Raw genomic sequence first — 13,792 nt, 5'->3', positions numbered from 1 at the left:
CGGCATTGGGGCTGTTCACCGCGGTGAGAAGCCCAGGACGAATCCCGAATTAGTGTCGATCGGTGAGTGCCTGGATGAGTGTTCGCAATCCGTCGGCATCGAGGTAGTCGACGAGGGCGTCGGCGAGCGTGGCCGGGTCGGCTTCCAGTCGACGGAAGGTGCGCGTGACCTTCGCGGCAGTGACGGGAGTTCTTGTTGGCATACGATTTTCGGGTTCAGGGGTGGGATCCGGATCGGGCTTCTTGTGTTCCCGCTCCTTCTCTGCCGCCCAGGCCTGGACTTGGGCCTCGGGCGGGACCTGGGCGAGTGAGCGAGCGGTGCGGACGGCGAGCTCGCCCTTGCGGAGTGCGGTTTGCAGTTCGGGGGCGAGGTTAAGCAGGGATCGGCGGTACGAGATCCACGCCTTGGACTTATTGAGCTTGAGCGCCGCCTTGTCGACGGTTCCGCACTCGTTAATCAGGAGTTCGACGGCCTTGGCCTCTTCGATGACGTCGAAGTCGCGGCGGCCGACGTTCTCGATAACCGCCGCGGCGAGCAGGGTCTCCCGGTCCTTGGCGACCTCGTCCTTGACGACGATGTCGAGGTTGGGGCGGCCGAAGTTTTCTGCAGCAGCCAAGCGCCGGCACCCGTTGATCACCACCCATCGGGCCAGTCCGATCTTGGTTTCGTCTTCTGGATACAGCCGCAGATACGCGTCCCGGGTGACGACGAGGGCGGGTTGCAGCTGGGTTCCGGTGATCGAGACCAGATCGCTGAGATCGCCGAGATCGTCACGCGGATTACGCGGATTCGGGGCCAGCTCACTCAGTGGCACGTTGGTCGGTGTCCCGCCGACTGCGGGACGGTCGACGGGGGAGTTGTCGCCGACGACGCCGGCGAGGGTCGCGAGATTGGTACGGGTGCCGCGTGCCATCACCGACCACCATCGATCCGCAGCTCCAGTGCCAGCCGGTAAAAGTCCTCCCGGGCCTGCAACGCCACCCGGTTGGCGGGGTACTCGGTGACCACCAGGCCGTCGGCGCTCGCCCTGGCATGCAGTTTGTAGTGGCGGATGACGGTCTTGGCGAGCGGCCACTTGTTCGCGCGGACGAAGTCCTTGGTCTCCTCGAGGTCGGACTTTCCGTCGCGGGGATCCCAGTTGTTGATCACCACGGTGTATGGAATTCCGCGGGGCTCGAGGATCTTTCGGATCGTGCGGGCGGTCGGGTCGAAGGACAGCGGTTCGGTTTCCATCGGCACGATGACGTGATCGGCAACCTCGAGGACCGTTCGTAGCGCGTCGGCGGCGGGGCCACGGCCGAGGGGGTCGGAGGTGTCGTCGGCGGCATTGAGGTCGATCCAACCGGGAGTATCGACGTACACGTGGCGGATGCCGGGCAGCTGACCCAGCTGGCGGAGCCCGTTGAGGTCGTCGTGGGCCTGCACGACGTGAAAGGGTAGGTTGTCGAGGCGATCGGCCCACCAGATCGCCGAGCCCTGCGGGTCGACGGAGACCGCGGCGACCGGGGAGGTGGCATCGGGATCGTCGTCCTGGTTGAGAACGTCCGCGGTGACGGCGGCGAGATTGACGGCAACGGTGCTCTTTCCGACGCCGCCCTTCTGATTGAGAAGGACATGAATGGTCATGGGACCCTTTCCGTTTGCTTCACCCACTCGTGTGGGCTACTTCGGACGGAGAGCACGGTACCGGGCATCAGGTGGCAGCGGCGGGTCCGACACGCGGCGGGATGGAGAAATGATGCGCGGACCGTCCAACGCACCTAACGATGTCCGTTTTGTCCGTTGTTCACCGCGGTGAACAACGGACAAAACGGACATCGTTAGTTCAGTGCTGCGTGAAAAGCATCTCGACAAATGCGGCCGCCGATGCGGTCTTCGCCGCGGTTTTCGTGGTCGCGTCGGCGGTGGCGGTATGGCCGGCGAGGCGCACGGTGGCGGTGAATCGGGGTGCGTGCGCAGGACCGTCGGTGCAGAACTCCCACTCGGGCGGGGTCTGATTGTTGTTCTGGGCGAGGCTCATCAGCCAAGCGGTGGGGTTGGAGAGTGCCTTGGACTTCTTCGCCCCGTCCAGGTTTAGTGCGGCCGGCGCGGTCGTCCGATGCGGTTCGAGGGACTTGGTGGGATCGGAATCCTGCAGCGCCGATAGGGGAGTCGCGGGTTGGGGGGTGGGCTCGGTGGTGGGCCAGTCCGGTTCCGGGTCGGGGTGGTCGGTGCCGGTCAGCTGCGCGCGCACTGCCGCCCAGATTGCGGCCTGTTCAGCGGGTTTCTTCGCGGCCGCCATCGCCCAGGGTCCGCGGACGCCGAGGTGGGTGGCGCGGGCGGCGAACAGTGGATCGTGGTCGGCGCCGTTGCGCCGGATCTCGAGATCGGTGGACGGTTGGTCGGGGTGGGCTTGCCGCCACACCGACGCCACGCTGGGGCTCATCTCCGGATGGGTCTCGGTCAGGGTGTCCAGGACGCGGAGTTGGAGGGGAAGCCAGCTGGGGGCGGCGTCGATCAGGACCGCGACGTCCGGAGCGGTCATCAGGTCGGCATCGACACGGCGGGCGAGCTCGGCGGCGAGTTCGGCCCGAAGTGGTCCGGCGGCTGCGGCTTTGAGGACCTTGTGGAATCGGCGACTGTCCAGAGCGGTGAGATCGGCGGTGGCCGCCTGCTCGGCGACGACGCGTTGGTCGGCGTGTTTGAAGTGATTCTTCTTCGCCTCCCGGGCGGCGCGGGTGCGCCGGTTCAGGTCGGCGCCGAGGGCGGCGAGTTGCTCGCCGGTGTAGGGGGTGGGGGAGTGGTCGAGGTGCGCGAAGATGATCCGCTGGTTGATCAGGTCGGCCACCCGGCGCAGCGGTGAGGTGACATGGGTGTAGCCGCTCAGCCGGAGGCCGTAATGGCCGTGGACCGTCGGATCGTAGGTCGCGGCACGCAGCGTGGACAGCAGTCGCCCACGCAGTTTCGCGAACAGGTCCGGATCCCCCGCCGCGGCGGCGATCTCATGCATCAGGTCGTCGGTGCTGCCGGCGACCGGGTTGGGCCGGTGGTTGCGGAACAGGATCGGCAACCCCTGCTCCACACACCAGAGGGCGACCGCCTCGTTGGTGGCGATCATCAGCTCCTGCACAATGACGTAGGCGACGGTCCGCAGTTCCGCGGCGATCGCCACGATGGCCCCGTCCTCATTGGCCGCCCATCCCTGGGTGAGGTCGTAGAACGCCAGCGCCCCGCCGTCGCGGCGGGCGGTCAGCAGGACCTGCGCGGCAGCATCCGCCGCGGCCAACTGGGGGTGCAGTGAGTGTGCCGGGTCGGTCAGGATGCCGGGCACCTCAGCGTGATCGACCGCCACACACCGGCCCGACGGAATCTCTCCGCGGCCGACGGTGACATCGACCAGCCGGCCGCCGGTCGTCAGGGTGCCGGTAACCCGCACGCTGGTCCGCGCGGCTTCGGCGGTCAGGGTGGCCGCATGCTCGGCTGTGTCGCCGAGCATCGGAATGGTGCGGCTCCGCAGATACCGCGTCTCCGCCCGCAGGAACGCCTGCTCGTCGGCGACCGACCCCAGTCCCACCACGTCGGCGACGCCGGCGATATGAACCTCCACCGCCCACCCGCGGCCACCGGCCAGCGGGATGACAGAGAACGCGTCGTCCCGGTCCCGCGCCGACACCGAGTCGATCATCAGCAGCGTCGACACGTCGGTGACTGTCGAATATGTCATGGTCGCCGCACCCCCTTTGGTTCTACAGGCCACCGACGATAACCAATCCTCAGCAAGCACCGTCAGCGACGCGCCCCTGGAGCATCGCCCACGCCTCCTGAAAACCGGCTTCAGGTACGGTTTGTTCACCGCGGTGAACAACGGACAAAACGGACATCCTCGGTGTTGCGGGCCTGTGGGCCAAACCATCCGGTTGGTGTGCCGCGCGAGCTGGAGATCCTACTTGGGGAGAACTGACTGGCTCACGATCTTCGGGGTGGTGTGGTGTCAGTCGCGGATCTCGCGAGATGGTCTTGTAGCTCGGCATGCCGGAATTGGTAGACCGCTCCTGCCGTGCGGAGCAGGCCTAGTCGGTGAGCGTCGTCGAGAAAACCCATCACCTGCCAGGGTAGTTTGCCTCGGATTGTCAGCCATCGGGATCTCACGACGAAACCGATCCATGCAGGCTCGATCATCAGCCCGACCATCGATCCGACAACCAGCCCAAGAAGCCCGTACGCCAACATCATCTGCACCATGTCCTCCCAGCCCCGCCACGAGCCCACATACACCCCTAAGAGGCCGACCGCGAACCATCCCACCAGCCCGATCGTCACCACCAATACGGCGGTCAAGTTGCGGGAATCTCGATACGTCGAGATTGGAGTCCGAGATCTATCGACGATCCCCGGTGACCTTGCCCACCGTGCCAGTCCGACCGCCGTGCCGATCGGCGCCCCGATCGTCAACCCGATTCGCAGCGCGAGCATCAGGTTGAAGCCCAGATCCTCTACCGGCTCACCCCTCGACCAGCCAATTAGTGCGGCCGCTAAGGGAAACATCACCACGGTCATCCCGACCATTGAACCGCCGACCAGCCCGTACGCTGCCTCCCGGGCAAGTCGACGGCCGCGGCCGCGGAGACGTAAATTGATGTATCCGGACCCGGAGACTCTGCGAATCCTTGCCCCGACGATCAACGCGCCAACCAGAGCGATTGCCCATAGCATCGGCACCGCTCCCAGCATGAACGTCTCCGTAATCCTGACATCGGGATAGTCGTATGCGAGTTCGTCTGTTCCGATCGTTCGTACGCCCTCCAGCGCTAGCATCAGCACATACGTCAAGCCAGACGCGACCATTGCTACCAACCCGAACGTCAGCCAGGTCAGAGTTATCGTGACTATGAATGTGACGGCGGTCGGTAGGTGCCACCATCGAAGGTCGCGGTTATCGTGCAGTTGAACCGCCAGGTATGCCAGCCGTTGTCGGGTCGCGTCGGGTTCCCAGATTCTCCGTGGGCGCAGCGGATCGGTTCCGTCGCTTTTGTTTAGCCGCTTGGTGATGATGGCGGGTATCAGCCCGTCGAAGAGGTGGGCCCGGATTGCGTCTGCGTCGGGGTAGTGGGCGGGATCGACGAGCGGGGTCGGATCGGTCTTGTTCTCGACGTGCACGGTGCGCAGCAGCCACAGCCCGAGCGGGGTCGCACAGATCTCAGCCAGGGGCGTGTCGTCGGTGCTGCGCAGCTCCTCGAGAATCGGCTTCCAGTCTGCGCGCTGCCGGGGTGGAAGACAGTTGTCGAGATAGCTCGCCGCATCTCGTGCGGTGAGGGGTCGGGCCTCGATGACCGCGGCAGCGGTGAGCACATCCGTGTCGTTGACGGCGTCGGCGTATTCATCGGTGCGGCAGGTCAGCACCAGCGGGTCGGCGGCGCCGAGGGATTCGTTCAGCCCTTTAAGAATTGCGGATCGGTAGGCGGGGTCGAGCTCGTCGAGACCGTCGATCACCGGCAGCACCATGCCGTTGTCGACGAGCGCTCTGGGTACATCCTTGTGGATCGCGCGGAGCGCGGGGTAGTCCTCGTACAGACGGAGGGTGAGCCAGTCCTGCATGCGCGGATGGGCGGTGGTATTCCAGCTGTTCGCGGTCAGCAGCACAGGAACCGGGTCCACCGGCTCACGAACCTGGAGCAGCTGCAGGGAGTAGCTGCACGGCCAGCGTGGTTTTGCCGGATCCAGGCCCGCCGAGGATCACCAGCCGGCGGCGCTGCAGAGCGAGGAACCGTTCTGTCAGGTCGTCGATCCGGTCGCTGCTGCCCTCGAATCCCGGCTGGCCGTGAAAGATGTGGTGGGGGTGGTCGGACACGTCGTGCTCGGTGAGCGTCCAGCGCACCGGCATCGGATCCGGGTCGGCCAGACCTCGGCTTTTCGCTTCGTCCTCCCACTGGACGTGCACCGACTCGGCCAGCCTCTCGACGGCATACTCGCGCTGCTGCGTCCGCGGTATCACCGCCACCGGGTGGCGGGACAGGTAGAGACCCCCCGCAGACAGGAGCAGACCGCACGCGGTTGCGACCGCGCTGAATTCGATCCGTCCGACGGCGAAAAGTGCGGCGCCGAAGAGTGCGACCACCCCAGCGACCACGAAGACAGGACGTCCGAATCGCATTGCGCCCCCTCACCGCGGGGTGTCTGCCCGACCCTGCGCGGGCAGGTCGCCGAGCACCCTGCAGATCTAGCAGTTGTCGCTCACTGGAGGCATCATGACAGAACAACCCCCGCCCCTCTGCCGATTGCATGATCCGCAGGCACTTGCTGGCATCCGGATCGCCGCCCCGGAATACGAAGAGTCCCATTGGGGCCCTAACCGGCCCGTCCGATTGTCGCCCTATGACCGGAACTCGCTGACCTGCGAGGCCCGTAGAGGTCGTCCGTTGACCATTTCCGCAACGGGGGCGGTAAGTGGTACATCGCCAATGCGGATCATGGCCGTCCAGAGCTCGGGTCCGTGTCACTCATGATTTGTGCGGGGTGACTGATGTAAAAAAACATTTACGCAGCGTCTCGCTCGAACCACGAGGTCAGCATGCTTTTTGCTCTGCAGAGTCCCGGCGCCGCGCCGCGACCATGGATTTCGTGCAGGTGGGGGCGGAATATCCGTGATGTGCCGGCGCGGGCGGCGTTCGGTAACAGCACAGCCGGCGATCGCGAAGTTGATCTTGTGCGAACACTGATACTGATCGGAACGGCCCTCGGTCTCGGCGCGGGCCTGGTGTGTACCAGCCTGTTCGCCTGGTGGCTGTCGTACCCGGTGCACGTCTACACCGCCAGCTACGAACCGCTCGGCTCCGACGAAACCACCGGGCGGATGGGATCGGTGAATCCCATCCCGTTTCTCGCGGCCGGCCTGATAGTCAGCGCGGTCCTCGGCGCGATTTCCGGCTTCGTTGCCGCGCGCCGTGGCTGGCGGCTGACACACCACGGTGCGTGATCTCCGGTGTGTCGAAGCGGATGTCCCAGTCTCGTTCCCGTTCTGCGGTTTAACGACGCCGTCCGCGGGACTGCGGTCTACACCGGGCGCCGGGCGCCTTCGTGCGCGGTGAGCAGCAGATGATCGAACTGAGTGCGCAGACCCGTCCCCGTCTCGCACTGACCGAACCCGGCGATGATCAGTTCCGCGAGGATGCGTAACCGAGTGTTGGTCTCTTGCGAGCGCCAGACGAGGACGTCGAACGCCCGGTCGGCGGAAATTCCGTAGACCAGCATCAGCGCACCCTTGGCCTGCTCGATCACCGCCCGCGACTCTTGCAGTTCGGCGACCGCCTCGTCGACCGACTCGTTCACCTCGTCACGGTAGGTCTCGGTGAGGTCGATGTAGAACCCGGTCGTCCCGACCACCGCGCCGGAGTCGTCGCACAGACGGTCCCCGACAACCACGACCCGGTGGACTTCGCCGGCGGTGTCGAGGATGCGGTGCTTGCTGCTGAACGGTTCGGCGGCGCTGATCATCCGGTCCAGGACCCGCGCCACGTGCGGGTGGTCCTCGGGGTGCTTGTGGGCGAGCAGTAGTTCGGTGGTCGGAACGATCTCCCCGGGCCGGTAGCCGTGCATCCGGGCGACGGCATCGGACCATTCCCACCGCTGCCCGTCCAGGAAGAAGCGGAAGCTGCCCACCCGCTGCGGCTCCCCGCCGAACACCTGCTCTGAACTCACGCCCTATTTCTAGCGCATCGCGGTAGCCGCAGAGTTGCCCCGGTCCCACGGCGGCGACCGGTCCCCGCCGCCGCCGCCACTCGGAATCGCGAGGACGTCAACTGTGCTGCGGCAGGGAAGAGTTGGCGTCGATCGCCCCGGTGATGTACAACCTTCACTACAGAAAATGTGAAGCGGATCACATCACTGTGACGGGATGGCACACCACCGGTGTGCCGAGTCCGCGGACACGATGAAAGGCAGGGCGCGCATGACCACAGCCTCGATGATTCCGGCGTCTTCGATCACCTCGCGGCCGCCGGTGCGGCGCAGCAGCGGCGGCATGAGCACCGCGGAGATCAAAGCGAGGATCGAGGCCATGTACGCCGACGACCGCCGACCGATGACCCAGACGGGTCCGCGCTGATACCACAAGGGGTACACGATGAATGTGCTGCTTCTGCTGGGTTTGCTGATCACCGCGTTCGCTGTCGTGTTGGCGATGCAGACCGACGAGCAGTCTCGCTCTCGGCACTGACCGGCGCGTCACTGCTGGTGTCGGTGACCATGGGTAGATTCCCGGTGTGACGATCGAGGTAACCGCCAGCACCCCAGCAGGGTCGAGTCCCGATCATGGGTGGGGTGCGGTTCCGGAGCTGTCGGAGCAGACGGTGGCGCAGATCGCCGGGGCGCTCGAGGCATCGCAGTCGGCGGGCACCCGCCGTGTGTACGCCTCGGACTGGCGCCGCTTCCGCAGTTGGTGCCGCACCCACGGCCACCATCCGTTGCCGGCGCATCCGGCGACGGTGGCCGCGTATCTGGTCGCCGCCGCCGACACCCTCACCGAGGTGGGGGAGAAGGCGTACTCACCGTCGACGTTGAACCGGTGGGTCTCGGTGATCGGGCACTACCACCGCACCGCGAACCTGCGAAACCCGTGCACCGAGGCCCTGGTGGCCTCCACTCTGTCCGGGATTCGTCGCACCTATGCCACCAACGGCGACCGGCCCCGCAACCCACGGGCCCCGTTGCTGACCTCGGACATCGTCACCATCGTCCGATCCGCCCGGCAGACTGTTACCGGCTGGGCCGCTGAGGTGCACGAGCGTCGCGACAGTGCATTGTTGTTGATGGGGTTCGCCGGAGCGTTTCGGCGCAGCGACCTAGTCGCCCTGCACTGCGGGGACGTGACCGTGCACCGACTCGATGGGGTGCACGTGCGGTTGCGGCGGTCGAAGACCGACCAAGAAGGTGCCGGGACGGTGCGGGCGCTGCCGTCCACCACACACCATCACAGTTGCCCGCCGTGCGCGTATGTGCTGTGGGCGCAGGTCGTTGCCGCATACGATCTCGCCGGCCGCCCCGGGGTGATCCGGTTGCTGCGCACCGCCCCACCCTTCGAGAACCACATCTGCCGGACGGCGCTGCCCCGCATGCGCGCCCGGGCGCCGTTGTTCCGCGCGATCGCCAAGAACGGCAACCTCTCCGACACCGCGCTGTCGGGGGCGTCGGTGCACGCGGCGATCCGCCGCCGCGCCGCCGCGGCCGGCTACGACGACAACATCGTCGCCCAGCTCGGTGGGCACTCGCTGCGGGCCGGATTCGTCACCCAGGCCTTCCGCAACGGCGCCGACGCACACGCGATCATGCGCCAGACCGGACACACCACCCCTGGGATGGTGGAGCTCTACGCCCGCGAACACGCACCCCTAGTCGGCAACGCCGTCACCGACATCGGCCTCTGAGCATGTACGTCGACGCCGCCACCATCACGCAATCGGTGGGTAACAGCCCACGACTGGCGGTGCCGCGCCGTTACCGGCACGACTGGGCACTGTTCGCTGACTGGTGCCAGGCCTGCGACCACCGCGCCCTGCCCGCGCATCCGTCGGTGCTGGCGGAGTTCCTCGCCGATCACCCCGCCGCCGACGGAACCCAACGTCGGCGCATCACTGCGATCAACACCGTCCATACCCAGGCAGGACTGTCGGCTCCGGGCCGCGCCGAGACCATCCGTCAGTTCCTGAACACAGCACGGGCAGAGCGCATCGGGCGGCTCGCAGCGATCGCCGCGGAGCGAATCGCGCGGATTCCGGTAACCGGGTGGCCGTCCGGGTTGTTCGGTCGCCGCGACACCCTCATTCTCGCCCTGGCCGCCGCCGGCCTGGGCTTCGAGCAGATCGCCCGACTACGGCGCACCGACGTCACAGCCGAGCATGATTCGCTCGCTGTACAGCTGGGGGAAAACTGGATTCGTGTTACCGCCGAATCCGGCGTCGAACCTACTGCCGCGTATCAGAATTGGGTGGAGGTGCTCGGCTTTTTGGACCGATATCCGAGCACCCAGCTCCTCGCCGGCCGCCTCGACAAAGGTGCAGACCTATCAGCGTTCGCAGCCAGCGCACGCCGCGACGAACGGCCGCTGCTCACACCCATCGACAGGTGGGGCCACACCCCCTTCGATCCGACTCCGTTGACCGGGCACTCCGTCGCCGCCCTGGTTCGCGCGCACCTGGCCGGGGAGGCGCCGGTACACAAGCGGCCGCTGACCAGGCGATTCGCGACGCGGTCGCGCGAGAACGCGCGGGCCCCGGACTTGGTCGATGTCGAACTCGACCAGGGGTACTACGAACGCGGCATCGCCGCCCGCCGTGGTGCCCACACCCACCTGACCGACGTCGCCGACATCCTCGACGGCATCGAGGAGGAAGCCGACAAGCTTCTCGCCGACCTATTTGCGATCCTTGACCGCACCGAAGGTGACTGACGAAGAACAGCCTTCCGACGTCCGGGATTGGTTCGGGGACTGTGCGATAACTGAAATTATCTCCCGACGGGCGCCACCGGCAAGGTCCTCAAGCACGAACTGCGCCGAGGCTGAATTCGATCCGGCTCATCGCCGCTACGGCGGAGAGATGAGCCGGATCACCCCATCGAGTATCTGCTCGATCTTGTCTGCGCCGAAGTTGTGGGGCTCGAGGGGAGCGATGATCGCCAACCCGTCACCCATCGCCCCGATTTGATCGCCGAGAATCACCGCGGATATGTCATCGCGGATCGTGCCGCGCCGCTGGCCTTCCCGGACAACGTCGGCGAAGCGCGCACGGTAACTCGCGTATCGCCGAGCGATTGTCTCCCGCAATTTCGCGTCGAATTGCGTATTAGCCAGCAGTTGCGACATCACATGGGAGAATTCCGGTTCCCCGACCGACATTTCCAGCCATTGCTGCAGCAGTCCACGAATATCTGCCTCCGGTGCGGCGGCATCGAGCAGTGTGTCGTAACGGTCGAAGCGGCTTTCCGCGATCGCGTGGACGAGGTCGCTTTTGTTGGCGAAATAGTAGGTCACCGCCCCCGTCGTATATCCAGCGCGTTCGGCGACTTTTCGAAGCGACGCTCCCGCGAACCCCTGCTCGGCGATGACGCTGGTTGCCGCTCTGAGCAGCTCCGCCCTCTTCTCCTCGTGATCGCCTACCGGGCGCCCGGGACCTCGCATCGGTCGTGCCGTGTGTTCGGCACCACCCGGGTCGTTCGTCTGCGTCAGCATGGTCCCATCATCACATCGCCGCCGCCCCGGATCGACCCGCAGGCATCTGCACGGTGCCGAACAGCCGTTTAACGTGGTTTCGGTTCGCATCCTGGCGACACAGGCCGCTCGGGCGTTTCCAGACCGGGGCCTGCGTGTACGCGACAGTGGTCAGTCGGCAGGTCGCAACTCGCGCGCCGAGACTTCTTCCAACGACTTGTTGGCCGTCTTCGGGCCGAACCCGAACACCACGATCGCGGATACGATGTACACCGCGGCTGCGCTGATCATCAGGCCCGACCGGTCGAGACCCCATTCGTCTGCGCTGTAGATGGCGGCGCCGAGCACGCCTGAGAGAACGCCACCCAGTCGGCCGAGACTGAAAATGACGCCGGTGCCCAGACCTCGGGCCTCGGTGGGCATTGTTTCGGGAATGTAGGCGTAATAGACGGAGAACACGACACCGGTGAGAATGCCCGCGGCGCCGCCCGCGATGGCGACCACGACATTACTGGTAGCGAGGCCGAGCGCCAGGATCGGGAGAGCCGAAGCCGCCGACGACCAGAGAATGAGCGTTTTACGCTCCATCCGGTCGATCAGCACCACGGTGACGAGTGGAGTGAGCGCATACACGAGCGACCAGACGAACTGGATTGTGTAGGCGTCGGTCTCGGAGTATTGCAGCGAATCGATCAGCACATAGACCGACCAGTTCTGATACATGTAGAGCCCGAGCGTGGCGCCGAACCAGCCGAAGCCGACGACGGCGACCAGCCGGAGCATTTTCTTGTTTCGCACCAGTTCGCGCAGGGTGTATTGGGTGCCGGTTTCGATGCGTACGATGGGCGTCGGCAGCGGTTTGCCCGCGTGCCGGGCCCTGCCTTCGAGGTCGGCGACCTGCTTGTCGGCGGCGTCGAGGTCTCCTTGGCCGACCTGCCAGCGCACCGATTCTGGGAGCAAGAGGCGGACGGCGGGGGCGATGAGCAAGCTGATTGTGCCGAATAGGAACAGGTAGCGCCATGTTCCCGGCGCGCTGTTGGGCAGCATGTACAGCGACAGTGCGCCGAGAATGGGGGCTGTGAGGGTGAAGGCGATCGTGGCGATGGCGACGAAGCGTCCCCGCGATTTCGACGGGAACATCTCGGCGATGTACACGAGCAAGACCGAGGTCGCTGCCTGCACACCTATGCCGGTGATGATCCGGGAGACCAGGAGCCAGGAGTATTCGGGCATTGCCGCCGACATCAGTGAGGCGAGGGAGTAGACCACAGTCGCCCACACCAGCACCGTGCGGCGTCCGAACCGGTCGGCCAGTCGCCCGCCGATGAGCGCGCCGACGAGCATGCCGACGAAGAAGGCGCTGCCGATGGTGCCGATCTGGCCGGTGGTGAGATTCGCGTCGGATTGCAGTGCCGGTGCGATGTAGATGAAAAGCCCGTTGTCGTAGTACTCGATCATCAAATTGATCGCGATGAGGGCAATCCACAGGATGTGTGGTTTCAGTACCGGGAGCCGGTCCAACCGGGCGACGATTTCGGGCCCGTGCAGGGGTGGGCTGACACGGTCGGAAGTGGTGGGCTGCTGTGTCAAGGTGTGCTCACTGATGTCGATCACACCGTCGCGGTGTGATGGGGATGGAGGCGTCGACACGTGGGGGACGCCTGCGAGCGGAACGGTCTCCCTCGCCGGGGCTCCGGCCCTTGTTCTTCGGGGTGACGCACGCCACATTATCGACTCGTCATGATTAACGCAACAGTGGTTATGTAAACTCCGAGTTGCCGGCCGCGGAGGCCGGCTCGTCACGAGCTGGTCAGCGGGCGGACCCTGAGAAGTGAGCAGGTGAGGTGAATGGGCACATCGCAGGTCATCGGAATTCCGTTGCGTTGGAACGACGTCGATGCCTATCGGCACGTCTCGCACATGGCCCTGGTGGCAATCCTCGACGATGGCCGCGGCCGCTGGCTCGACAGCGTCGTCAGCTCCCTGGTTCCGGGCTGGGGGTATGTCGTCGCCCGGCTCGAGCTGGACTTCCGGGCCCCCGCCTCACTTGGCGAACGGGTGCTTTTCGGCTCGTTCGCGGTGGAGCACGTCGGCTCGTCGAGCATCCGGCTGCAGGAGCAACTGACGACCGATTCGGGCACGGTGGTGGTCGAAGCTGTTAGCGTGATCGTCGCCTGGGATCAGGACCAGGCGGTCGGCCGCCCACTGACCGGTGCGGAGAAGGCAGCGCTCACTCGCGAAATAGCGCCAGCTCACGGTGTGTCGAAATTTCTGACAACATAGTTGTGCAAACTCTCCTGGCTTGCTGCAGTGATCTGCGCACCAGGGATTCCGATTCGGTCGCCACGATGTGGGGCCGAGCTCACCGAAATCTCGGCTGACGGCACGGCGGTGGCCGTGCGACTCACTCACCGAGGAATCGGCGACCTCAGCTTCTTGCTCAGCTCGGTGCTGTAACACCGCAAATGTGTGGCTGTCTGGTTCGGGCCAGGTCGAAATCGCTGGCGCCGGAGCCGATGTCAGCTGTGGGCCGTCGCTTCGGTCCCGGGCAATCACCCGTTCAGCTCGGCAGCGTAGATCGCAGGCCGGGATGATCTTCACCCCGCAAGCCAT

The 13,792-nt window shown here is 65.6% G+C and carries 13 protein-coding genes; 4 read left to right on the top strand and 9 right to left on the bottom strand.

Annotated elements, in window-relative coordinates:
- Positions 1-49: 49 nt before the first annotated feature.
- The 5 genes from WKC72_RS42010 to WKC72_RS41990 form a co-directional block, all read right to left on the bottom strand.
- Positions 50-913 carry a ParB/RepB/Spo0J family partition protein gene (locus tag WKC72_RS42010; protein WP_370185703.1) on the bottom strand — a complete coding sequence of 288 codons (864 nt, stop codon included), beginning with the start codon at positions 911-913 and terminating at the stop codon, positions 50-52.
- On the bottom strand, positions 913-1,626 hold the full coding sequence (locus tag WKC72_RS42005) for a ParA family protein (RefSeq protein WP_370185700.1): 714 nt from the start codon (positions 1,624-1,626) through the stop codon (positions 913-915). Before WKC72_RS42005 ends, WKC72_RS42010 begins: the two co-directional genes overlap by 1 nt.
- A 199-nt stretch (positions 1,627-1,825) precedes the next feature.
- On the bottom strand, positions 1,826-3,703 hold the full coding sequence (locus tag WKC72_RS42000) for an RNB domain-containing ribonuclease (RefSeq protein ID WP_370185697.1): 1,878 nt from the start codon (positions 3,701-3,703) through the stop codon (positions 1,826-1,828).
- A gap of 242 nt (positions 3,704-3,945) precedes the next feature.
- Positions 3,946-5,619 carry a hypothetical protein gene (locus WKC72_RS41995; protein ID WP_370185694.1) on the bottom strand — a complete coding sequence of 558 codons (1,674 nt, stop codon included), beginning with the start codon at positions 5,617-5,619 and terminating at the stop codon, positions 3,946-3,948.
- Between the two features lie 19 nt (positions 5,620-5,638).
- Positions 5,639-6,130 (bottom strand): hypothetical protein, encoded by a 492-nt coding sequence (locus WKC72_RS41990; protein WP_370185691.1) that lies wholly within the window; start codon positions 6,128-6,130, stop codon positions 5,639-5,641.
- A gap of 552 nt (positions 6,131-6,682) precedes the next feature.
- On the opposite strand from WKC72_RS41990, the gene WKC72_RS41985 reads away from it, so the two are divergent.
- Complete coding sequence (locus tag WKC72_RS41985; protein WP_370185688.1) at positions 6,683-6,952, top strand: hypothetical protein; 270 nt, start codon at positions 6,683-6,685, stop codon at positions 6,950-6,952.
- Positions 6,953-7,029: 77 nt separating this feature from the next.
- On the opposite strand, the gene WKC72_RS41980 is transcribed toward WKC72_RS41985, so the two are convergent.
- Positions 7,030-7,674: a PAS and ANTAR domain-containing protein gene (locus WKC72_RS41980; RefSeq protein WP_370185685.1), complete on the bottom strand. Its 645-nt coding sequence runs from the start codon at positions 7,672-7,674 to the stop codon at positions 7,030-7,032.
- A gap of 183 nt (positions 7,675-7,857) precedes the next feature.
- Positions 7,858-8,088: a hypothetical protein gene (locus tag WKC72_RS41975; protein WP_370185912.1), complete on the bottom strand. Its 231-nt coding sequence runs from the start codon at positions 8,086-8,088 to the stop codon at positions 7,858-7,860.
- A 155-nt stretch (positions 8,089-8,243) separates the two neighbouring features.
- Between WKC72_RS41975 and WKC72_RS41970 the strand changes: the two genes are divergently transcribed.
- Both WKC72_RS41970 and WKC72_RS41965 read left to right on the top strand, forming a co-directional pair.
- Positions 8,244-9,398: a site-specific integrase gene (locus WKC72_RS41970; RefSeq protein WP_370185909.1), complete on the top strand. Its 1,155-nt coding sequence runs from the start codon at positions 8,244-8,246 to the stop codon at positions 9,396-9,398.
- Between the two features lie 2 nt (positions 9,399-9,400).
- On the top strand, positions 9,401-10,420 hold the full coding sequence (locus WKC72_RS41965) for a hypothetical protein (protein WP_370185682.1): 1,020 nt from the start codon (positions 9,401-9,403) through the stop codon (positions 10,418-10,420).
- 135 nt (positions 10,421-10,555) lie between these two features.
- Here the strand turns inward: WKC72_RS41965 and WKC72_RS41960 are convergent, their stop codons facing one another.
- Both WKC72_RS41960 and WKC72_RS41955 read right to left on the bottom strand, forming a co-directional pair.
- Complete coding sequence (locus WKC72_RS41960; RefSeq protein ID WP_370185679.1) at positions 10,556-11,200, bottom strand: TetR/AcrR family transcriptional regulator; 645 nt, start codon at positions 11,198-11,200, stop codon at positions 10,556-10,558.
- Between the two features lie 150 nt (positions 11,201-11,350).
- A complete protein-coding gene (locus tag WKC72_RS41955; protein ID WP_370185907.1) occupies positions 11,351-12,907 on the bottom strand; it encodes an MFS transporter in 1,557 nt (518 codons plus the stop codon).
- Positions 12,908-13,027: 120 nt separating this feature from the next.
- Here WKC72_RS41955 and WKC72_RS41950 point away from each other — a divergent pair, with 120 nt between their 5' ends.
- Positions 13,028-13,462: an acyl-CoA thioesterase gene (locus WKC72_RS41950; protein WP_370185677.1), complete on the top strand. Its 435-nt coding sequence runs from the start codon at positions 13,028-13,030 to the stop codon at positions 13,460-13,462.
- Positions 13,463-13,792: the final 330 nt, after the last annotated feature.

It is taken from the genome of Rhodococcus wratislaviensis (assembly GCF_041228765.1).
GTDB classification, from domain to species: Bacteria; Actinomycetota; Actinomycetes; order Mycobacteriales; family Mycobacteriaceae; genus Rhodococcus_F; species Rhodococcus_F wratislaviensis.
The sequence above is the reverse complement of the archived record's forward strand: the minus strand, read 5'-3'. Positions and strand labels throughout refer to the sequence as shown.

Coding starts and splice junctions, on each gene's coding strand:
- WKC72_RS42010 (WP_370185703.1), bottom strand. CDS start 913: ATGGCACGCGGCACCCGTACCAATCTCGCGACCCTCGCCGGCGTCGTC.
- WKC72_RS42005 (WP_370185700.1), bottom strand. CDS start 1,626: ATGACCATTCATGTCCTTCTCAATCAGAAGGGCGGCGTCGGAAAGAGC.
- WKC72_RS42000 (WP_370185697.1), bottom strand. CDS start 3,703: ATGACATATTCGACAGTCACCGACGTGTCGACGCTGCTGATGATCGAC.
- WKC72_RS41990 (WP_370185691.1), bottom strand. CDS start 6,130: ATGCGATTCGGACGTCCTGTCTTCGTGGTCGCTGGGGTGGTCGCACTC.
- WKC72_RS41965 (WP_370185682.1), top strand. CDS start 9,401: ATGTACGTCGACGCCGCCACCATCACGCAATCGGTGGGTAACAGCCCA.
- WKC72_RS41960 (WP_370185679.1), bottom strand. CDS start 11,200: ATGCTGACGCAGACGAACGACCCGGGTGGTGCCGAACACACGGCACGA.
- WKC72_RS41955 (WP_370185907.1), bottom strand. CDS start 12,907: ATGTGGCGTGCGTCACCCCGAAGAACAAGGGCCGGAGCCCCGGCGAGG.
- WKC72_RS41950 (WP_370185677.1), top strand. CDS start 13,028: ATGGGCACATCGCAGGTCATCGGAATTCCGTTGCGTTGGAACGACGTC.